Here is a 20939-nt window from a genome sequence, read left to right as displayed (position 1 = left end):
CTTAGCGGCATCGGGTGGCAAGGGAACCGGTCAATTGAAAGGGGGCATTCGCCTGACCGGTTCCCGCCCCGCGCCTAGTCGTCGAAGCGCCGGTCGAGCACTTCGCCGGTTCGGCGGTCGAGTAACAGCTCGACTTTGCGGTTCCGGTTGTCGCGGCCTTCAACCTTGATCGTGGAGCCCTTGATCTTGATCTCGTCCGCGCGGATGCCCTGCTTCGCGGCGCGCTTTTCAGCCGCACCGAATGACATCGGCTTCGCGGCGGGCGCCGCAGCGCATGCGGTGAACGGCGCGGCGATGGCGAGCGCGGCGACGGGGAGAACGAATCGGTTCATCTGCAATCTCCTTGGCTTGAGTGTTGCCGCCGAGTAGCGCACGCCGCCTGACGCATGCCCTTCTGCAGCCGTCAGGGAAGTGTCAGCCCCGATATGATATGCGGGACGAATGCAGATGGTCCTGAAATCCGGCCTGCGCCTGCTCTGTCTTGCGTTTGTCGTTCCGGCGATGGCGCTTGCGCTTGCCTCCGGCGCGCCCGCGAAAGACAAGAAAGCGAGAAAGGTAGAGGAGGCGAACTCCATTCGCGCGGCTGTCGAGCGCGGTGATCTTCTGCCGCTGCCCCATATCCTCGCGCTTGCACAGGCCCGCGTAAAAGGGGAAGTGCTGAAGATCGAATTGGAGCAGGACGACGGCGTGCTCAGCTATGAGGTCAAGATCCTGACGAAGAAGGGCCGCGTGCGCGAGGTGGAACTCGATGCCCGCACGGGGGCGCTGATCAAGATCGAGGACGATTGATGCGTCTGCTCGTGGTGGAGGACGATCCCGATGTCGGGGACGATCTCGTTCGCGCGCTCGGGGAGGCCGGTTTCGTCGTCGACCTCGCCGTGACAGGCGATGATGCGTGGTATCGGGGCGATACCGAGAATTATGCCGCCGTGATTCTGGACCTGGGCCTGCCGCGCCTCGATGGGCTGAGCGTCCTGCGGCGCTGGCGGAGCGCCGGGCGTAATTTCCCCGTGCTGATCCTGACCGCGCGCAGCGAATGGACCGAGAAGGTCGAAGGCATCGATGCGGGCGCTGACGACTATCTCGCCAAGCCCTTCGCAATGGGCGAACTCGTGGCGCGGGTGCGGGCGTTGCTGCGCCGTGCGGCCGGGCATGGGTCGCCGCTGATCCGTGTCGGCCGCATGACGCTCGATACCAGCCGCATGTCGGCGCACGTCGATGGACGCGCCATACGCCTGTCGCCGCTCGAATACCGTTTCCTGGAATTCCTCGCCCATCAGAAGGGCGGCGTCGCGGCGGCACACGATATTGCGGAGCATCTCTACGGCACCGCGGATTCGGGCGATACCAACGCTATTGAAGCGCTCGTCACCCGGCTGCGCCGCAAAACGGGACCTGGCATCGTCGAGACACGGCGCGGCTTTGGCTACGTGCTTTCGGAGGAGAGTTGATGGCGCTGCGTTCGCTGCGGCTTCGGCTGCTGGCGAGCGCCGCCGCCGCGATCTTTCTTGCGCTCGCGCTTGCGGGCCTCGGTCTCGGCCTCCTGTTCGAACGCCATATCGAGCGTCGCGAGGCGCATTCGATGGAGGCAAAAGCGCGCGAGTTGCTCGGCACGCTGCGGCTTGATGCGAACGGCAAGCCGGTTGTCGATACGCAACCTTCGGACAGCCGCTTCAGCGAGCCTGCGGGTGGACTTTACTGGCAGGTCACGACCCCGGCCGGACAGGAACACTCGCCCTCGCTCTGGGACCAGTCGCTTCCCACCGCGACGGGTGCACCGCGCGACCAGTGGCGCGTGCGGCGGATACCCGGGCCGTTCGAGCAGGGGCTGTTTCTGATCGAGCGTATGGTGCGGCCCGACGAGACCGGTCGCCCGGTGCTGGTGCAGGTGGCGACGGATGACAGCGCACTTAACGACGCACAGCGCGAATTCAGCCGGGAAATGGTCGGCTCGCTTGTGCTGTTGTGGCTGGTGCTGATCGGCGCGGCCTACGGCCAGGTGGTGCTGGGGTTGAGGCCGCTGGCGCGTATCCGCGCGGAACTCGACCGGATGCGGCGCAATCCGGGTGCGCGGCTATCGGCGGATCACTCGACCGAAATCGACCCGCTGGCGAACGCCATCAATTCGCTCGCCGATGCGCGCGCGGCGGATGTCGATCGTGCGCGCCGCCGCGCCGCCGATCTCGCGCACGGCCTGAAGACGCCGCTTGCCGCGCTCGCCGCGCAGAGCCGCCGGGCGCGCGAGGCGGGAGCGCATGAGGCGGCGGACGGCCTCGACCGCGCCATCGCGGCGGCCGGCGCAGCGCTGGAGGCTGAACTCGCGCGCTCGCGCTCCGCAGTGGCGCGCGAGGCGCAGGCATCTTCGCGCGCGAAGATGCTTGCCGCGGTGGAGGCGGTCGCCGCCGTGATCGAGCGCACCGAGGCGGGTGAGCGCATCGTATTCGAGATCGATGTGGCGGAGGATCTGGAATTGCCGTTCGCGGCTTCGGACCTTGCCGAAATTCTTGGCGCGCTGATGGAGAATGCCGCGCGCTTCGCCCGGCGGCGCGTGGCTGTGGCGGGCATGGCCGCAGATGGCGAGGTTTGGATCACGGTTTCGGACGACGGCCCCGGCATCGCCGATACGCGCGCGGCGACGGCGCTCGTGCGCGGCGGGCGCCTTGACGAAGCCGGGCCGGGACACGGCTTCGGGCTTGCCATCGTCAGCGACCTGGTGCGCGCGACGGACGGTACGCTTGCGCTTGGCACCGGCCCGCTCGGCGGTCTTGAAGTCCGCCTCGCGTGGCCGGCGGCGCGCGCATCCTAGAAGTTGACCAGGAAATTCAGACGCAGGCGGTTCTGCCAGTCGACGGGGCCGATAACGCCGTCCTTCTGCCGGTAGTGGTAGTAGGTGGCATTGAGCACGAGGTTGTGCTGCGGCACGAAATCGATCGCGAGCGTGTGCTGCATGTAGTTCGTGCCGATGTTTGTGTTGTCCTGGCTGAACGCCGCGAGCACGGCGTCGGTCTCCGCCTCGGCATAGCCGTAGGTGAAGCGCCAGTCTCCGGGCTTGCTGGCGCGGCCGACGAGAAGGTCGACGCCGAAGCCGGTGTCGGCATCGGTCGCCGCGCCATAGTTGTGAACATAGTCGCCGACGATACGCACCGGCCACTTCTCGCCGAGGCCGTTCCAGGTGAGCGCGGCGATCACATCGAGCAGGTTGAAGTCGGAGAGATAGCGCCCGCCCGCGAAGAGGTTTGAGCGGAAGTCGCCGGCGTCACCGCCTGCGACGCTGCGAAGCGAATAATCATAATATCCGACCGCGAATTCTGCCTGAATGGGCGCGGCGGGGGTCTGCACCGAGAGCTGACCGCCGATCATGCGGCTGTCCGGCCCGGCGACGGATTCGTCGACCATGAAATAGAGGCCGCTCGCCTTCACCTTCACGCCGCCGAGATCGGCGGTGTACGCCGCGGACGCGCCCTGCGGGGAGACGTCGCCGTCCCAGACGAGCTCGGTACGCATGAACGGCTGGGGGATCTTGCCGAGATGGACCTGAAGATCGCCGGGGGTGAGGCGGATATAGGCCTGATCGAGGCTGACCTGCAGATCGTCGTTGAAATTCGACAGCGTCATGTCGGTGGAGTTGGGATCGTCCGGGTCGCCCGTGGCGAGCTGGCCGCCGACGGTGAGCCAATCGTTCACCGAATAAGCGGCGCGCAGGCGCGCGCGGAGGACGCCGCGATCGCGATCGCGCGCGCCGGCGACGCCGAAATTGGACTCGTAGCGCACGCGCACGTCGCCCGAGAGGCTGAGGCGCGAGGGTTCGCTGCCGACGGGCGCTGCGGTCGTGACGATGGCGTTCGGTGCCGGGGCGGGCGCGGCTGCGACGGCGACGGGCGTTTCGCGCTGCTTCGCGAGTGCGCCTTCAAGCTCTGCGATGCGCGCCTGCGCGCGGGCCTGATCGGCGCGGAGCGCTTCGACCGCGGCTTTCAGCTCGGCGATGTCATCCGCAGGTGCGGCTGCCGCCGGTGTCAGCGACGATGCCAGCAGCACTGCCACGCAGAGCGGCAGGCGCGAACGGCGGAGAACGGAGAACGAAGTCATAAAACCCCCTTGCTGAAAACAAACGCGGCGCTGCCGATAGCAGCGCCGCGCTGTCACGTATCTGACAGGGGGTATCAGCGAAATGTCAGATTGAGCGGACGGCCTTCACCTTTGCGCGGAAGGCGTGGAGCAGCGGTTCGGTGTAGCCGCTCGGTTGGGCAACGCCTTCGAATACCAGCGCGCGCGCGGCCTGATACGCGAGGCTGGTGGCCTCGTTGCCGGACATCGGCCGGTAGAGCGGGTCGCCCGCGTTCTGCGCATCCACCTTCGCAGCCATGCGCGCGAAGGCGGCGTCGACGTCCGCTGGGGTGCAGACACCGTGCAGCAGCCAGTTCGCCATATGCTGTGAGGAAATGCGAAGCGTGGCGCGGTCCTCCATCAGACCGATGTCGTGAATGTCGGGCACCTTTGAGCAGCCGACGCCCTGATCGACCCAGCGCACCACGTAGCCGAGAATGCCCTGCGCGTTGTTATCAAGCTCCTCGCGGATCTCCTCGGGCGACCAGTTGTGCCCGGCGGCGAGCGGGATGGTGAGGAGTGCGCCGAGGCTGTCGATGCCCTCCGCGCGGCGTTCCTGCTGCCGCGCGAACACATCGACGGCGTGATAGTGCGTGGCGTGCAGCGTGGCGGCGGTGGGCGAAGGCACCCATGCGGTGTTCGCGCCGGTCTTCGGATGGCCGATCTTCTGGTCCAGCATGTCCGCCATCCGGTCCGGCGCGGCCCACATGCCCTTGCCGATCTGCGCGCGGCCCGAAAGCCCGCAGGCGAGGCCGATCTGCACGTTGCGGTTCTCGTAGGCGGTGATCCACGCGGAGGTCTTCATGTCGCCCTTGCGGATCATCGCGCCCGCGCGCATCGACGTGTGCATCTCGTCGCCCGTGCGATCGAGGAAGCCGGTGTTGATGAAGACGATACGATCCTTCACCGCCGCGATGCACGCCGCGAGATTGGCCGAGGTGCGGCGCTCTTCATCCATCACGCCGACCTTGATCGTGTGGCGCGCAAGGCCGAGCAGATCCTCGATCGCATCGAACAGACGGTTGGTGAACGCGGCCTCTTCGGGGCCGTGCATCTTGGGCTTCACGATGTAGATCGACCCCGCGCGGCTGTTCACGAAGCGGCCCTGACGCTTGAGGTCATGGACGCCGATGAGGCTGGTGACGATGCCGTCGAGGATGCCTTCGGGCGCTTCCGATCCATCGGGGAGGCGCACGGCGGGCGTCGTCATCAGGTGGCCGACGTTGCGGACGAAGAGGAGACTGCGGCCGGGCAGCATGAACGCGGCGCCGTCCGGCGCGGTATAGGCGCGGTCCGCGTTCAGGCGGCGCGTCATCGGCTTGCCGGTCTTCTCGAACGTGTCCTCAAGGTCGCCCTTCATCAGGCCGAGCCAGTTCGCATAGGCGGCGACCTTGTCTTCCGCGTCCACGGCGGCGACCGAGTCTTCGAGATCGACGATCGTGGAAAGCGCGGATTCGAGCACGACATCGGCGAGGCCCGCCGGGTCGTCCTTCCCGATCGGGTGCGCGCGATCGATGACGAGTTCGATGTGGAGGCCATTGTGGCGGAGCAGGATGTTGTCGCCCGCGCGGCCGACGAGCTGCGCGGGATCGGCGAGCGCGGGGGTGCCGCCCGCCCAGCCCGTCCACGATCCGCTGGCGAGGGGCACGGCGCGATCGAGGAACGCCTTCGCCCACGCGATCACCTCCGCGCCGCGCGCGGGGTCGTAGCCCTTGCCGGCGGCTGCGCCCGGAATCGCATCCGTACCGTAGAGCGCATCATACAGGCTGCCCCAGCGCGCATTGGCGGCGTTGAGCACGAACCGCACATTGAGCACGGGGACGACGAGCTGCGGCCCGGCGAGCGTCGCAAGCTCCGCATCGACATTCTGCGTGGTGACGGTGAAGGGCGCGGGCTCGGGCACGAGGTAGCCGATTTCGCGCAGGAACGCCTGATATTCGGCGGCGTCGATGGGCTTTCCGGCGCGCGCTGTGTGCCAGGCATCGATACGCGCCTGCAGATCGTCGCGCTTCGCGAGGAGCGCGGCGTTTTCGGGGGCGAAGCGGGCGTAGATGTCCGCAACGCCTGCCCAGAATGCGTCTGCGGCGACGCCCGTTCCGGGCAGCGCCTGTTCTTCGATGAAGCGGACGAGGCTGTCTGCGATCTGGAGGCCGTTCTTCGTCGTCATGGTCTGATCGTCCCGTATGGTTTCGCGCGTTCATAGACGAGCGCGAACTCGTGCGGTAGACGAACGAAAATTAAAGCAGCTTTTCACGACGGGAACAAATCGGATGGATGCCGATTACGTGCTGTTCGCCAAGATCATCGAAAGCGGCAGCCTTTCGGCGGCGGGGCGCGCGGTGGGGCTTTCGCCTGCGATGGTTTCGAAGCGGCTGGCGCGGCTGGAGGCGCGGCTGGGCGCGGCGCTCGTCAACCGCACGACGCGGCGCCTCGCGCTCACCGAAACGGGCGCGCGCTTTCACGCGGACGTGCTGGCGATCCTGAAGGCGGTGGCGGAGGCGGAAGCGCGCGTGGCCGGCGACAAGGACGGCCCGGCGGGGCTGCTGCGCGTGTCCGCGCCCACCTCGTTCGGGCGGCTGCACATCGCGCCGCACCTGAAGCGGTTTCTGGATGCGTATCCGCGCATCACGCTCGATCTCGATCTTTCGGACGGGTTCGTGGACCTGATGGCGGCGCGCATCGACGTCGCCGTGCGCATCACGCCCACGGTCGGCGGCGGCGTCTCCGCGCGGCGGCTGGCGACCAACCGCCGCATCCTCTGCGCGGCCCCCGCCTATATCGCGCAGCACGGCGCGCCGGAGGACACGGCGGCGCTCGGCGATACCCAGCGGCACCGGCTGCTCGCGGCGACCGGCCAGTTCCCGTGGCGACTGACGGGTGTGGGGGGAAGCGCAGGTGCGCGCACGGTGACCATCGACGGCACCAGCCGCGTGCGCACCAATTCGAGCGAGGTCGTCCGCGAGCTGTGCATCGCCGGGGTCGGCATCGCGCTCCGCTCGCTATGGGACGTGAGCGCCGACCTCGCCGCCGGGCGGCTGGTGCGCATCCTGCCGGACTGCGAGGGATCGGCAGACGTCGGCATCTACGCCGTCTCCCCCCGCCGCCCCGAAACTGCGCCTGCGGTGCGGGCGTTCACGGATTTTCTAGAGGGGCTTTATGGGCCTGTGCCACCTTGGGAGGGGTGATGGGGTACTGGAACAGACTAGCGGGTTACGGTTGCGCTTCACGAAAATCTATTATGTTTCATTATATTACGCTCAAGAAACAAATTTCTTGGCGCTTCTCTTGAATATTCGGGTTTCTCTTATATCTTGTCGTGAAGAAGCGGTGTCTGGATCAAGCCGCTCGGACGAATAACGGGAGGAATATTATGGCCACAAAGCTACGTATCGATATCTCGCAAGGAGTAATCGATATTGAAGGCGATCCCGATTTGGTCCGGGAAATATATACAGATTTCAAATCAAGACTTTTGGAGGCGTTAAAGTTCACTCCACCAGCAGCATCGACACCAGCGAGCGCAACGCATTCTGGCAACAACGAAGAGGCTGCTTCTTCTGCACCTAAGCAGAAGGTCAAGCGTCGTGGTGCAACCAAGAAGAAAACGAATGGCGATGAGAGTGGTAGCGGTGTGGCTGCCGACGCTCCCAAGCTCGACAAAAATTTGGATACATCTGGTCTTGGCGCATTTTATAGTCAATTCGCGCCGAAGAATAACGCTGAGAAGATTTTAATATTCCTGAAGTTTATGGCTGATTCATTGAATTTGGAAAACCCTAACACTGATCAGGTCTACACTTGCTTTAAGGCCACAGGAGACAAGATACCGAAGGCATTCGCGCAGGCCTTCTATGATACCAGCAGTAAATTCGGCTATATAGATTTTCGATCGCCCACAGACTTTCCTGTCACCATCGCGGGTGATAATCACTTTAATCATAAATTGAAGCGGAATCCGGCTGAATGAATGATGCGGTCAATCGCTTCTATAACTCCATCGAAGATGTGGCGAGCCAGAGCCAGAGTGGGCTCGTTGAGTTGTTTGTCTATTTTATAACGGTGGAATTGGGCCAAGAAACAGCAATCCCAAAACAGATCACTGACTGTTTTGAGGCGTGCGATCTAACGGTTCCTGCCAACGTGAGCGCTCGCTTATCAGAGGGACTGAAAGCCAAGCCGCCAAAGTACATCAAAGTCAAAGGTGCATACAAACTCCAGCGGCACATGCGGGAGGCGTTATCGAAGAAGCTCGGGGCCGAGACTGTGACTGCTCAAACCAGCGCTACCCTTCGCGGCCTTGAGCATAAGCTTCCTGCTGGAGCTGATAAGGAGTTTTTGAAAGAAGCGATCAACTGCTTTGAGATCGGAGCCAACCGAGCAGCGATTGTTATGACTTGGATATTGGCGATGGATCACCTGTTCGCCTACATCCTCGCGCACAAGCTAGCCGACTTCAATACAGCCCTCTCGAAAGATAAGGGCGTGAAAATCACCTCCGTTTCCAAACGGGACGACTTCACTGAAATCAAGGAAACAAAGTTCATTGAGCTTTGCCGCTCCGCAGGTATCGTCTCGAACGATGTGCGGAAAATTCTTGATCAGAAGCTTGGTACACGAAACTCGTGTGCCCACCCTTCCGGCGTGACAGTCAACAAGTCGAAGGTAATTGACTTCATTGAAGATCTTGTTGACAATGTTATTCTCAAATTCCCTGTTTAAACTTAACCACAAATGAGCTGACTTCCATCGCTCATTTCCAAGCATGTCCGGCATTCGAGTCGAAATATAGGAAATGACCTATATGAGGGCCCCCGCTTCTAACGGCTCGGACATACACAAGAGGGATCGTAGACAGCCACAGGTGATGATCATGTCGATCTATGCCGGTATGTGTTAGATCGTCCACAAACAGACTGAACCCCTCAAACCGGCACCGCCGTCTTGTAAACGATCGGCCGCAGCGCGAAGCTCGTCGTCACCTGCGCCACCCCCTCGATGCGCGTCAGTCGCCGCAGCACGTCCTCGAAATCGGAGAGTGAGGGGACGAGGACGCGGAGCTGGTAGTCGGCTTCGCCGGTCATCAGGTAGCATTCCATCACCTCCGGGAAGGCGGCGACGGCGGTTTCGAAGATGTCGAGGTGCTTTTCGTCCTGCTGGTTGAGCCGCACGCGCACGAAGGCGCTGATCGTGAGGCCGACCTGATCGGGGCTGACGAGGGCAACATAGCCGGTGATGATGCCCGCCGCCTCCAGCTGGCGCACGCGGCGCAGGCACGGGCTCGGCGACAGGCCGACCTTCTCCGAAAGCTCCTGATTGGTGATGCGGCCGTCTGCCTGCAGGCACTCAAGGATTTTGACATCGAGCGCGTCGAGCGGCTGGGTTGGCATAAAATTGCTTCCTGACGGTTTCCGGCAATCGTTTCTGCCAAAACACTTGGTCTGTCGACCCCATTTCGCAAGGACCGCGCGCGGGCAGGCGTAATATATGGTCCGCTCGCACAATCGCGGAGCAAGACAGATGGCAGTGACGGTTTCCAGCCCCGATACGGTGAGCACGCTCGAAGACCTGGAGACGCGGCTGCGCTGGCTGGCGGCGTGGACGATCCACAACGCGAACCACATCCGCGAGAACGTGGACGGCATCAAGGTGGGCGGGCATCAGGCGAGCTGCGCTTCGATGAGCGCGATCATGGCGGCGCTGTATTTCCATGCGCTGGGGCCGAACGACCGCGTGGCGGTGAAGCCGCACGCGGGGCCGCTGCTCCACGCGATCCACTACATGCTGGGGAACGAGGGCCTCGACAAGCTGAAGGCGTTCCGGGGGCTTGGCGGCGTGCAGTCCTACCCATCGCGTACCAAGGACGTGATCCCGGTGGATTTCTCGACCGGATCGGTGGGGCTCGGCGTCGCGATCACGGCGTTCGCGAGCCTTGTGCAGGACTATATGGTCGCGCACGGGCTGATGGCGGACGCGGATACCGGTCGCATGATCGCGCTGATGGGCGACGCGGAACTCGACGAGGGCAATATCTATGAATGCCTGATCGAGGCGTACAAGCACGATATCCGCAACTGCTGGTGGATCGTGGATTATAACCGGCAGTCGCTGGACGCGACGACCGCCGACCGGATGTTCCGCCGCTTCGACGACATCTTCGAAACCTGCGGCTGGCGCGTCGTGACGCTGAAGCACGGGCGGCACCAGCGCGCGGCGTTCAAGGAGCCGGGCGGGCAGGCGCTCGCGGACTGGATCGACAATTGCCCGAACGCCGAATATGCGGCGCTCACCTACCAGGGCGGCGCGGCGTGGCGCGCGCGGCTGGAGGCGGACATCGGCAGCGTGCGCGGCGTGAAGGCGCTGCTTGGCAAGCGCGACGATGCGGCGCTCGCGGAGCTGATGACGAACCTCGGCGGGCATTGCCTCGAATCGCTGAAAGACGCGTTCGACGGGGCGCAGGACGACCGGCCGACGCTGTTCATCGCCTATACGATCAAGGGCTATGGCCTGCCGCTCGCGGGGCACAAGGACAACCATTCCGGGCTGATGACGCCGGGGCAGATCGCGGAGCTGCGCGGGCGGCTCGGCATCGCCGAGGGCGAGGAGTGGGAGCCGTGGGCGGGGCTTGGCGGCAATGCTGCGGCGGCGGCGAAGGCGATGCTGGAGGCGGCGCCGATCCGCCAGCAGAAGGACGCGCGGCCGATCGATTCCGTGCCCGTGCCGACGCTGGAAGCGCCGCGCGAGGCGGAGCAATCGACGCAGGCGGCATTCGGGAAGATCCTGTTCGAGCTGGCGAAATCGGGCCATCCGCTCGCCGCGCGGATCGTGACGACGTCGCCCGACGTGACGGTCTCCACGAACCTCGGCGGCTGGGTGAACCAGCGCGGACTGTTCCGGCGGCAGGACCTTGCCGACGTGTTCCAGAAGGCGAAGATTCCATCGGCGCAGAAATGGTCCGGCGCGCCTGCCGGGCAGCACATCGAACTCGGCATTGCGGAGAACAACCTGTTCCTCGTGCTCGGCGCGCTCGGGCTGGCGGGCGACCTGTTCGGGGAACAGCTGATGCCGGTGGGGACGGTGTATGATCCCTTCATCGCGCGCGGGCTCGATGCGCTGAACTACGCCTGCTATCAGGACGCGCGCTTCATGCTGGTGGCGACGCCGTCGGGCGTGACGCTGGGGCCGGAAGGCGGCGCGCACCAATCGATCAACCCGCCGCTGATCGCGATGGGGCAGCCGGGGCTGACGCACTACGAGCCTGCATTCGCCGACGAACTCGCGCTGATGATGGAACACGGTTTCCGCCACATGCAAGCAGCGGACGGCGGATCGATCTATTTCCGCCTGACGACGCGCACCATCCTGCAGGCGCGGCGCGAGGACGACGCGTGGCAGGCAGATGCGCTGAAGGGCGCCTACTGGCTGCGGCAGCCGGCGGAAGGCAGCGAGGCGGCGGTCGTGGCGATGGGCGCGGTGATGCCCGATGCGATCGCGGCGTGGGAACTGCTGGAGGCGGACCTGCCGGGGCTCGGGCTGCTCGCGGTCACCTCGCCGACGCTGCTGCACCGCGACTGGAGCGCGGCGCGCGCGGCGCGCTGGCAGGGGCGCGGGCGGGAGGCGTCGCACATCGAAACGCTGCTCGGCACGCTCGCGCCGAACGCGGGGCTGGTGACGGTGCTCGACGGGTCTCCGGCGGCGCTGTCGTGGATCGGCGGCGTGCGCGGCCACCGCGTCAGCCCGCTCGGCGTCGATCGCTTCGGGCAGACCGGCAACCTTGCGGACACCTATCGCATCCACCGCCTGAACGCGGATGCGATCGTGGAGGCGGCGGCGGAGCTGTTCCTCTAGGCCGGATCGCTGATGCTGTGACGGCCGGTTTCGATGCGGCCCGCGAAGCGCTGCTCGAAGCCGGGGGCGGTGACGGTGAGATCGTACCAGCCTTGCGAGTCTTTCGCGGACCAGACGTGGGCGGCTTTCAGCGGCTGTGACACGGCTCCGTAGTGTTCGCTGCGCAGCGTGCCTTCGCCGCGTGACGTGAGTTTCAGCGCCGGGCCTTTGCGGTCGTAGCGTGCCGTCACGATGGGCGGCGCGGCGTTTTGCGCGAGCGAGCCTTTGATTGCGCGCACGAAGCCGTTCGGGCCGATCAGCCAGAGATCGAATGACCCGTCCGCTTCCACCGCCCAGTCGTCGGAAAGGCGCTTGCCGGCTTCCACGGTGTAGCGGCGCGGGATGCGGTCGAGGTTCAGCTTGTCGTAGACGTGGAACACGGCGCCCGCCGTGCCCGTGTTCGCGAAATCGACCGTGACGGCGCGGCGCTTCGCATCGACGCGCATGTCGGCGTGGAGTTCGTAGGGCAGCGCGCGCGAGGGGCGCGTGCCCGCCTCCTGCCAGAGCGGCTGCGGGGTTTCCGGCGGCATGATCTTCGGGCGCTGCATGTGCGCGAGGACGACGCCCGAGGCGCCCGTCACCGGCGGCAGCGGCGGGAAGCTCGTGTCCGTCGGCGCGGCGAAATCGAACGCCGAGGTCAGATCGCCGCTCACCGCGCGGTGCCACGGGCTGATGGCGGGGATCGTGATGTCGAAGCGCTTTTCGAGGAACTGGCCGATCGAGGTGTGGTCCATCACTTCGGACGTGACCCAGCCGCCCCGGCTCCACGGCGAGACGACGTACATCGGCACGCGCGGCCCCATCGCCCACGGGCGGACCTTGCCGCTGATGTCGTCGGTGGGGTCGGTATATTTGCCGGCGGTGTCGTTGAAATAATGTCCGGCGATCGGCATCGTCGTCTTGCCGCAGAGATTCCCCTCCACATCGTAGGACGGCGGCGCGGCGGGCGGCACGTGGTCGAACTGGCCGTCGTTCTCGTCGAAGGTGAGGAAGAAGGCCGTCTTCGCCCAGACTTCGGGGTTCGATGTCAGCGCATCGAGGACCATCGCGGTGAATTCGGCGCCCTGCAGCGGCGTCGAGGCGCTCGGATGCTCGGACCATTCCTTGGGCGGCAAGACCCACGAGACGGCGGGGAGTGTGCCGTTCTTCACATCGTCCGCGAGCTGGAGCAGCGTGTATTCGCTCATGCCGCGCTTGTAGAGTTCGGAGCCCGGCTTCGCGTCGCGGAAGCTCTGCGAACCGAGACAGCCGTGCATCGCGCCCGTCCAGTTGTCGTTCGGATCCTGATAGATGCGCCAATCGATGCCGGCATCCTGCAGCACGTCGGGGATCGTCGGCCAGGTGAGCGCATTGCCCTGATAGGTGTAGCCCGGCGACGGGAGCGCGCCCTTCACCCAGCAGCGGAGGTTGTTCGGCTCCGAATTCACATCGGTGCAATTCTCGCCCTTCGCGACCGCCTGCGGATCGAAGTTTGCGCCGGTCCAGAACACGATGCGGTTGGGATCGGTGCCGGATGTCACGGAGCAGTGATAGGCGTCGCAGATCGTGAAATTCTCGGCGAGCGCGAACTGGAAGGGAATGTCCTCGCGCCGGTAATAGCCCATCGAATAGGGGTTCTTGTAGCGCGGCCATTCGCCGAAACGGCCCTGGCTCCACGCGGCCTGCGCGTCAGAAAAGCTGTGCGGCGTGCCGGGCACCTTCAGCGCATCGGTGGTCTTCGTGTCGAGATGGTAGGGCGGAAGCTCGCGCTTGCCGTCCGACTGCTGCCAGACGGTGCGGTCGCCGCGCATCGGGATCGGATGACGATCGCCGAAGCCGCGCACGCCGCGCATCGTGCCGAAATAATGATCGAAGGAGCGGTTCTCCTGCATCAGGATGACGATGTGCTGCACGTCCTTGATCGTGCCCGTGACGCGCGCGGGGGCGATCGCCATGGCGCGCGCGATGCTGGCCGGAAGCGCGGAGAGCGCGGCGCCGGCTGCGGCGGTGCGGAGGAAATTGCGGCGGCTGGTGTCGGTCATCGTGCGCCTTTCATTTGAGGGGTCAGAGCGCCGCGCGGCGCAGGTGCGCGGCCGCCCGGTCGAGGAGGAAAACCACGAGGAAAATAACGACGAGGATCGTGCCGACATGGCCGTAGTCGTACATGTCGTAGCGGCCTTTCAGTTCCTGCCCGATGCCGCCCGCGCCGACGATGCCGATAACGGTCGCCATGCGCATGTTGCGATCGAGCACATAAAGCGCGGCGGCGATGAAGCGCGGCATCGCCTGCGGCAACACAGCCCAGCGAAGCTGCGCGAGCATGTTGGCGCCGCCGGCCGCGAGCGCTTCCTGCGGGCGCGGGTCCAGCCCTTCCATGTCTTCGGCGTAGACCTTGCCGAGATAACCCGCGCCGTAGAAGGCGAGCGCGAGGATGCCCGCGATCGGCCCGAAGCCGTAGGCGATGACGAGGAACAGCGCGCTGATCATCTCGGGGATCGAGCGCAGCAGGCTGATCGCCGCGCCCGCGACGCCGCGCAGCGCGGGCGAATGCGTGATGTTACGCGCTGCGCCGAGCGCGAGCGGAAAGCCGACGAGGATCGCGATCACGGTGCCCCACAGTGCGATCTCGAGCGTTTCCAGCATCTTCGCGGCGACGTGGACGAGATAGCCCACAGGCTCGACGAGAACCGTGGTGCGTTCGGTGTGCGGCTCCATCTCAAGCGTATCGGGATTGAGCGCCTGCGTCGTGGTTTCCGCAGTTTCGATGCGTGCGAAGGGGGGCAGATGCCGGGGATCGAAATTCTCGATCCGGCTCACTTCGGTGCGCGTGGAGATTTGCAGTGGAAACAGCTTACCCGCGACCGCGCCGAAACCGTCGGCGACTTCCGATTCCGGCACGATGCCGACCGCGGCAAGCGCGGCCTCGCCGGTCATCGAAATCATGCGTCCCATTTCGACGCGCTGGCCGGTGATCCAGAGCAATGCGAACGCCATGATGACGATGGCGACCGTGCGGGTTCCGAACGGGGCCGGATAATTCCAGGCGGCGCTGTTCATGCCGCGAGCCCTCCGCTGGCGATGGGGACCGGCCCCGCCTCTCCGTAGATCGCGCGGATCGCGTTGCGGTCGAGTTCGGCGGGGGTGCCGTCGAAGACGAGCCGCCCGTGGCGCAGTGCGACGATGCGGTCCGCGAAGGTGCGCGCGAGTTCGATCTGGTGGAGACTGCACAGCACGGTTGCGCCGCGCACGCGCGCCTGATCGCGGATGAGCGCGAGAATATCGCTGCTGATGCGCGGATCGAGGCTGGCGACGGGTTCGTCCGCAAGCACAATGGCGGGGTCCAGCATGAACGCGCGCGCGATGCCGACGCGTTGCTGCTGCCCGCCCGAAAGACTGTCCGCCCGGCGGCTCATGTGCGCGGGGTCGAGGCCGACGGAAGCCGCGAGCATACACGCCTTCGTCTTCAGCGCGTCCGGGAAGAGACCGGCGAGCACGCGCGCCGGGCCGAGCGCAGGGAGCGCGCCAGTCATGATGTTCGCCGCGACGCTGAGGCGGCCGACGAGATTGAAGCTCTGATGGATCATGCCGATGCGGCGACGGATGGGTTTCATCGTGCGCGGCGTGAGATCGCGGCCTTCGATGATGACGCGGCCCTCGGTCGGCTCGGCGAGGCGGTTCGCCATGCGCAGCAGCGTCGACTTGCCCGCGCCCGATGGGCCGAGCAGCACGCAGAACTGGCCGCGCGGAACATCGAGCGAGACATCATCGAGCGCGCGCGTGCCGTCCGGGTAGCGCTTGCCGATCTTGCGGAAGCTGATCGCGGGCGCGTCCATTTTCAGCGGTTCGCCGATTTGGTGAGGATACGGCTTTTGAGATCGTCGTTGACGAGCGCCATGCGCGATGCGGCGACGTTGAACTTCGATGCCGGGAATTTCACGTCGTAGCCGTCGATGCGTTTGCCGCCGTAGCCGCGGATCATCTCGGGTGTCATGCCGGGGGCGTGCGCGATGTCGGCGAACGCGGCGCGGAGTTTCGCCTGCAGCTTCGGCGCCAGGCGGCTGTTCACAGCGATCGGCGGATAGGGGATCGGGCTGCTCTTCGCGATCACCTTGAACTTCTTCGGATCGACCGCGCCCTGCCGCACCGCCTTCTCATAGGAATCGAATGAGAGCGCAGCGGCATCGACGCGGCCCTGCACCAGCGCGGCAAGGCTGTTCACGTGGCTGCCCGCCATGCGGATTTCGCCGAGATCGTGAACGGGATCGAGGCCCGCCTCGATGACCATCGCCATCGGGAAGACGAACGAGGACGCGGAATTGACGTCGCCGAATGCGACGCGCTTGCCGCGCAGATCCTTCACGCTTTTGAAGGGGGCATCCTTGCGCGCGAAGAAACCGGCGTAATAGACGGACTGGCCGTTTTCGACGCCGACCGCGAGCAGCTTCGCGCAGCCGCGCTTCCGCGCCTGGAGGTAAGTGACCGGCCCCATGAAGGCGACATCGGCGCGGCCGCCGCACATCGCCTCCACAACGGCGCCGTAGCTTTGCGCGACCTTGAGATCGAATTTGATGCCCGTGCTGCGCGATATGGCGTTGAACACCGGCTGATAGTCCGCGATCGTGCCGCTTTCGGTGCCGCCGTCAGCGGGGATGAGCACGACCGTGAGCGGCTTTGTCGCGGTTTGCGCAAGCGCGGGCGATGCGATGCCGACCAGTGTCGCCAATGCTGCCGTCAGCCAGTGTCTCATCCGAGTCTCCATCGGTGTGTTGAAAACGGAGTCCCTAGAATTCGCGTGTGACAGGTGCGTGATGCGGGCTCATCTCGCTGACCCGGGAAACGAGCCCGCACCCTCCCTCAGAACTTCGTGCTGTAGGAGACGTAGACGCTGCGCGGTTTGCCCTCGAACGGGTAGCCGTAGTAGTATTCGGGGCTGCTCGTCGTGATCTCGCCGCGGACGAAGGCTTCGCTGAAGCGCATGTTGCCGAAGCCGTAACGCTCCGCATAATATTTATCGAAGACGTTGACGACGCGGACCGTGAAGCGGTGGTCGCGCTCCTCGCCGAGCCATACGCCGAGCGAGGCGTTCATCACGAAGTAGTTGCCGAAGTTGTGGCGGAGCGCGCCGCCGACGCCGCCGGTCGCAAATTCCGGCCCCTGATAGCGCGGATAGAGCGTGACGTGGAAACGCTGGCCCGGGCTGTGCCAGGCGACGGTGCCCTGGATCATGTATTCGGGCGTTTCGTTGATCTGCAGCTTCGAGCCATCGAGACGCGCCTGCTGCTTGGTGTAACTGACGTTCGCCGACCAGCTCTCGCCGAGCGCCAGGTTGAGTTCGGCGGTGAGGCCGCGAATCTCGGTGATGCGATCGTTGTTGTAATAGGTGTTGGGCGTCAGGCCCGACGTTGTCTGGATACGGTTGGTGATGTCGGTGGTGAACCAGCCGAGTTCGGCGCTCACCTGGAAATTGCCGAAGGTGTGGGTGTAGCCGGCGGCGGCGTTATAGGTTTCGGTTTCCTCGGTCTTCAGGTCGGGGTTGCCGACGAGCGTGGGGCTTTCGTTGAAGAGCTCCGTATTGCGCGGCGTGCTGTAGGACGTGCCGCCGTTCGCACGGATGTAGAAATCCCCGAACGGCTGACGCACGCCGAATTTCCAGATCGTTTTCGAACCGAACGCCTTGGCGAAATCGATACGCGCGGCGAGCGAGATTTTCGTGTCGGGGCTGAACGGGATCGTCGGGCGCAGATCCGCATAAAGACCGGTGATCGTGGTGGAAGCGTCACCGACCGGGAACACCGGATCGGAGTCGTTCTTGTAGGACACGACCTGCACGCCGCCGACGACCTCGACCACGTCCTTCACCGTGAGCGTGTTGCGGAGATTGACGCCGAGTTCACGGAAGCCGCCGACTTTCGAATTCTTGCCGAAGCCCTTGTTGGGATAAGGGATCGAGCGGCCGGTCGCCTTGCCGAACGCGATCGCTGCGCCCGTTGCCGGATCGATACAGCCCATGGGCTGGCGGCAGATCTCGGCGTAGGTTTCGGTGTTGTTGAGCTTGGGATTGCTCCAGTAGCCGGAAAATTCGGTGTAGAGCGCGTCAGACCACCGGCGATCGAGCGAGAAATCGACGATCGGATAGCGGACACGGTTCGGCGAATAGGTTTCATTGTCCGGGAACGCATCCTGGAATTCGATCTGCGTGTATTGTGCGCCGACGCGGAATTCCGATTTGTCATCGACCTTCCAGAGATACTTGATGCCGATGTTGCTGCGGTTGAGCGGGTAATCCTGAATGGCGCCCGCGGCAGCGACGTTGTCGACGAACGAGTCCGGATTGAAGATGCGGGGACCGTCCGTCTGTACCGTGCCGCCGTAGACCATGATGCTGTGGCGGCCTTCGGAATCGATCGGGAACGAAGCGTTGCCCCAGATTTCGCGCGTGTTGAACGAGCCGTAATTGGCGCCGAGTTCGAATTTCTTGGTGCCGTCCGGGCGCTTGGTGACGAGGCTGATGACGCCGATGCCGCCGTTCGATCCGAAGAACAGGCTGTTGCCGCCGCGGAACACTTCGGCGCGCTCGATCATGTGCGGATCGATCGTGGTCGATCCCCAGATGTCTTCGAGCGCGGGGCCGCGATCGTAAAGCGGTACGCCGTCGAGAACGACCAGCGTGTCGCGGTCGCCGCCACCATCGAGGCGGATCGTGTATTCGCCTTCGTCCGGCGAATAGCCGATGTTGGCGCCCTTGATGAGGAACTGTGCGAGCTCTGCAAAGTTGGTGGCGCCGCTCATCGCGATCTGTTCGGAGGTGACGATCTGCACGGAGTTGCCGAATTCGATGACACCCGCCGCAAGTTCGCTCGGCTGTTCGAGCTGGCGGCCGGTGACGACGATCATCTCTGCATTGTCGGCAGCGTCGCCCGGATCGGCGGCGGCCATGTCGGCGGCGGCGAGCGCAGGCAGCGCGCAGCCGGTGAGGACGAAGCCAAGGAGGGCGGCACGGGTGATGGTGGGCGTCACGGAAGAATCCCCTTGTTGAAACGCATCGACGCGCGCCTTGGCCCGTGACCGGCGAGGCTTTCCCTCCATCCGATTCGCGAGGCCCCAGCGGCGCTCGCCACGGCCATAGGGCTCGCTCGTGACAGCTTTGTGAATAACACTCATTTCATTTCTGAATAAAATTGAGTGAAAGTGCTTCGCTTGACGCTGCCGCCCGGCTGAGCTTTGCTCAATCGCGGAATTGGAATCGGTAGAGTCGAAGGGTGCTTAATGACGCAGGGCGGCGCGCGGGATCAGATGCCGGTGGAAAACGCGCTGGCGCGAATCCGCGTCGCGCGGCCCACCATGCCCAAGGGGGCCGGGCGAATCGCCGACTTCGTGCTTGCCGAGCCGGAACGGGTCGTGCGCATGTCGGTGACGGAGCTTTCCGAAGCGACGGGCGCGAGCGAGGGCAGCGTCATCAATTTCTGCCGCAGCCTGGGCCTCACCGGGTTTCAGCACCTGAAGCTGAGCCTGGCGCAGGAGATCGTGCGGCCGGTGCAGTTCATCCACGAGGATCTGGAGAAGGACGACGACCTCGAAACCGTGTGCCGCAAGGTGTTCCATTCCGGCATTCAGGCGCTGCGCGACACGCATTCGGTGCTCGATCCGCAGGCGCTCGGGCAGGCGGTGGCGGCAATGCGCGCGGCGAAACGCATCGAGATCTACGGGATCGGCTCCTCCGCGCCGATCGCCGAGGATGCGCACTACCGGATGCTGCGCATCGGCCTTGATGCGCGCGCGATGACGGACAGCCACATCCAGGCGATCAGCGCATCGCGCACGGGGCCGGACGTGGCGGTGCTGACGATCTCGCACACCGGCGCGACGCACGAGACGCTTACGGCGACGCGGCTCGCGCACGAGGCGGGCGCGAAGACGGTGGTCATCACCAATTATGCGCGCTCCCCCATTCAGAGCCACGCGGATATCCTGCTCTACACGATGGCGCGCGAAACACGCTTCCGCACCGAGGCGATGGCAAGCCGTATCGCGCAGCTTTGCGTGATCGACGCGCTGATCGCAGCGCTCGCGCTCGCCGACTACGACCGGGCGACCGACACGCTGCGGCGGACCTTCGACATCCTCTCGATCAAGCGCTTCTGAGGCTGGCCGCCACCGATTCGAGCGTGCGCATCGCCGCGCCGCCGATCGTGACGCAGGGCATCCCCACGGCGGCTGCGCCGGCGACGTCGGTGTCCGGATTGTCGCCGATCATCAGCGCGTCTTCGGGCGGGATATCGAGAAGAGCGCACGCGCGCAGGAAGAGGCGCGGCGAGGGCTTGCCGACGAGCTGGTAATCGAGCGAGCGCTTGCCCGTCGCCGCGAGCAGCGCTGCGAGGAGGGCGCCGGTTTCAGGCACGACCTCGCCGCCGGGGCCGGGATGGTTGAGATCGGCGTTCGACACCAGCAGCGCCGCGCCGCGCAGGATCGCGTTCGCTGCGCGTTCAAGCTGGCGAAACGTGAAGCGCGTGTCGCGGAGCAGGACCACCGCATCGGGCGCGTCGCGCGCGACAGTGATCCCAAGCGCGCGGGCGGCGGCGCGCAGGCGCGGATCGCCAAGGATCATTGCCCGGCGCCACGTACTCTCTGCAGCAATACGGATCGCCTCGTACCCCGCCAGCAGGATGCGATCCGGCGGGACGGCAAGGCTTGCGTCTTCAAGAATGCGGGCGATCTGGTGCGGAAGATGCGTGCTGTTGTTCGAGACGATGACAACGCGTTCCTGCCACGAAGACAGAAGCGATACGGCGCCGGGCTGGAGACGATTGCCGATCGCAAGGCAGCCATCCCAGTCCACAAGCAACGCACGCGGACGTGCGTGTAATTCGCCGAAAGCGACATCGCGACTGACAGGGGCGCGGCGGACGCCCAGGCTTGCAACTGACACCCCGCCGGTCTCCCCGTGGATTCTTGTTCAATTTAGCTCAATATAG

General features: G+C 65.0%; 18 protein-coding genes. 8 read left to right on the top strand and 10 right to left on the bottom strand.

Features of this window, described 5'->3' with window-relative positions:
* Positions 1-74 precede the first annotated feature (74 nt).
* On the bottom strand, positions 75-332 hold the full coding sequence (locus DFR51_RS19020; RefSeq protein ID WP_160119048.1) for a PepSY domain-containing protein: 258 nt from the start codon (positions 330-332) through the stop codon (positions 75-77).
* Between the two features lie 115 nt (positions 333-447).
* On the opposite strand from DFR51_RS19020, the gene DFR51_RS10825 reads away from it, so the two are divergent.
* The 3 genes from DFR51_RS10825 to DFR51_RS10815 are packed head-to-tail and all read left to right on the top strand — an operon-like array spanning position 448 to position 2806.
* Positions 448-789, top strand: coding sequence for a PepSY domain-containing protein (locus DFR51_RS10825; RefSeq protein ID WP_207790681.1), 342 nt, complete (start codon positions 448-450; stop codon positions 787-789).
* A complete protein-coding gene (locus DFR51_RS10820; protein WP_121051002.1) occupies positions 789-1451 on the top strand; it encodes a response regulator transcription factor in 663 nt (220 codons plus the stop codon). The genes DFR51_RS10825 and DFR51_RS10820 overlap by 1 nt, the downstream gene beginning before the upstream one ends.
* On the top strand, positions 1451-2806 hold the full coding sequence (locus tag DFR51_RS10815; protein WP_121051000.1) for an ATP-binding protein: 1356 nt from the start codon (positions 1451-1453) through the stop codon (positions 2804-2806). The genes DFR51_RS10820 and DFR51_RS10815 overlap by 1 nt, the downstream gene beginning before the upstream one ends.
* Here the strand turns inward: DFR51_RS10815 and DFR51_RS10810 are convergent.
* Together DFR51_RS10810 and DFR51_RS10805 are read right to left on the bottom strand one after the other, a co-directional pair.
* Entirely contained in the window at positions 2803-4086 is a 1284-nt protein-coding gene (locus tag DFR51_RS10810; protein WP_121050998.1) for a putative porin, read from the bottom strand. The two genes, DFR51_RS10815 and DFR51_RS10810, sit on opposite strands and share 4 nt — an antisense overlap.
* An 85-nt stretch (positions 4087-4171) precedes the next feature.
* Entirely contained in the window at positions 4172-6271 is a 2100-nt protein-coding gene (locus tag DFR51_RS10805; protein WP_121050996.1) for a malate synthase G, read from the bottom strand.
* Between the two features lie 103 nt (positions 6272-6374).
* On the opposite strand from DFR51_RS10805, the gene DFR51_RS10800 reads away from it, so the two are divergent.
* The 3 genes from DFR51_RS10800 (at position 6375) to DFR51_RS19175 (ending at position 8823) form a co-directional block, all read left to right on the top strand.
* Entirely contained in the window at positions 6375-7289 is a 915-nt protein-coding gene (locus tag DFR51_RS10800; protein WP_121050994.1) for a LysR family transcriptional regulator, read from the top strand.
* Positions 7290-7474: 185 nt separating this feature from the next.
* Positions 7475-8071: a hypothetical protein gene (locus DFR51_RS18820; RefSeq protein WP_126494472.1), complete on the top strand. Its 597-nt coding sequence runs from the start codon at positions 7475-7477 to the stop codon at positions 8069-8071.
* Complete coding sequence (locus DFR51_RS19175) at positions 8068-8823, top strand: hypothetical protein (RefSeq protein WP_197723676.1); 756 nt, start codon at positions 8068-8070, stop codon at positions 8821-8823. Before DFR51_RS18820 ends, DFR51_RS19175 begins: the two co-directional genes overlap by 4 nt.
* A 203-nt stretch (positions 8824-9026) precedes the next feature.
* On the opposite strand, the gene DFR51_RS10790 is transcribed toward DFR51_RS19175, so the two are convergent.
* Positions 9027-9491: an Lrp/AsnC family transcriptional regulator gene (locus DFR51_RS10790; RefSeq protein WP_121050987.1), complete on the bottom strand. Its 465-nt coding sequence runs from the start codon at positions 9489-9491 to the stop codon at positions 9027-9029.
* Positions 9492-9621: 130 nt separating this feature from the next.
* Between DFR51_RS10790 and DFR51_RS10785 the strand changes: the two genes are divergently transcribed.
* The gene (locus DFR51_RS10785; protein WP_121050985.1) at positions 9622-11949 is read left to right on the top strand and encodes a transketolase; all 2328 of its coding nucleotides are present in this window, start codon (positions 9622-9624) and stop codon (positions 11947-11949) included.
* Here DFR51_RS10785 and DFR51_RS10780 read toward each other — a convergent pair.
* The 5 genes from DFR51_RS10780 to DFR51_RS10760 all read right to left on the bottom strand — a co-directional run bounded on the left by DFR51_RS10780 (position 11946) and on the right by DFR51_RS10760 (position 18984).
* Positions 11946-14009: a phosphocholine-specific phospholipase C gene (locus DFR51_RS10780; protein ID WP_121050982.1), complete on the bottom strand. Its 2064-nt coding sequence runs from the start codon at positions 14007-14009 to the stop codon at positions 11946-11948. The genes DFR51_RS10785 and DFR51_RS10780 overlap by 4 nt on opposite strands.
* A gap of 22 nt (positions 14010-14031) precedes the next feature.
* Complete coding sequence (gene phnE, locus DFR51_RS10775) at positions 14032-15024, bottom strand: phosphonate ABC transporter, permease protein PhnE (RefSeq protein ID WP_121050980.1); 993 nt, start codon at positions 15022-15024, stop codon at positions 14032-14034.
* Positions 15021-15800: a phosphonate ABC transporter ATP-binding protein gene (locus DFR51_RS10770; protein WP_121050977.1), complete on the bottom strand. Its 780-nt coding sequence runs from the start codon at positions 15798-15800 to the stop codon at positions 15021-15023. The genes phnE and DFR51_RS10770 overlap by 4 nt, the downstream gene beginning before the upstream one ends.
* A gap of 2 nt (positions 15801-15802) precedes the next feature.
* The gene (locus DFR51_RS10765) at positions 15803-16714 is read right to left on the bottom strand and encodes a phosphate/phosphite/phosphonate ABC transporter substrate-binding protein (RefSeq protein WP_243445504.1); all 912 of its coding nucleotides are present in this window, start codon (positions 16712-16714) and stop codon (positions 15803-15805) included.
* Positions 16715-16821: 107 nt separating this feature from the next.
* The gene (locus DFR51_RS10760) at positions 16822-18984 is read right to left on the bottom strand and encodes a TonB-dependent receptor plug domain-containing protein (protein WP_243445503.1); all 2163 of its coding nucleotides are present in this window, start codon (positions 18982-18984) and stop codon (positions 16822-16824) included.
* A 249-nt stretch (positions 18985-19233) separates the two neighbouring features.
* On the opposite strand from DFR51_RS10760, the gene DFR51_RS10755 reads away from it, so the two are divergent.
* On the top strand, positions 19234-20109 hold the full coding sequence (locus DFR51_RS10755; protein ID WP_121050971.1) for a MurR/RpiR family transcriptional regulator: 876 nt from the start codon (positions 19234-19236) through the stop codon (positions 20107-20109).
* On the opposite strand, the gene DFR51_RS10750 is transcribed toward DFR51_RS10755, so the two are convergent.
* The gene (locus DFR51_RS10750) at positions 20096-20893 is read right to left on the bottom strand and encodes an HAD-IIA family hydrolase (protein ID WP_160119047.1); all 798 of its coding nucleotides are present in this window, start codon (positions 20891-20893) and stop codon (positions 20096-20098) included. The genes DFR51_RS10755 and DFR51_RS10750 overlap by 14 nt on opposite strands.
* Positions 20894-20939 lie beyond the last annotated feature (46 nt).

This window comes from Sphingosinicella microcystinivorans (assembly GCF_003634215.1).
Taxonomy (GTDB): Bacteria; Pseudomonadota; Alphaproteobacteria; order Sphingomonadales; family Sphingomonadaceae; genus Sphingosinicella; species Sphingosinicella microcystinivorans.
This window is presented reverse-complemented; position numbering and strand designations above follow the sequence as displayed.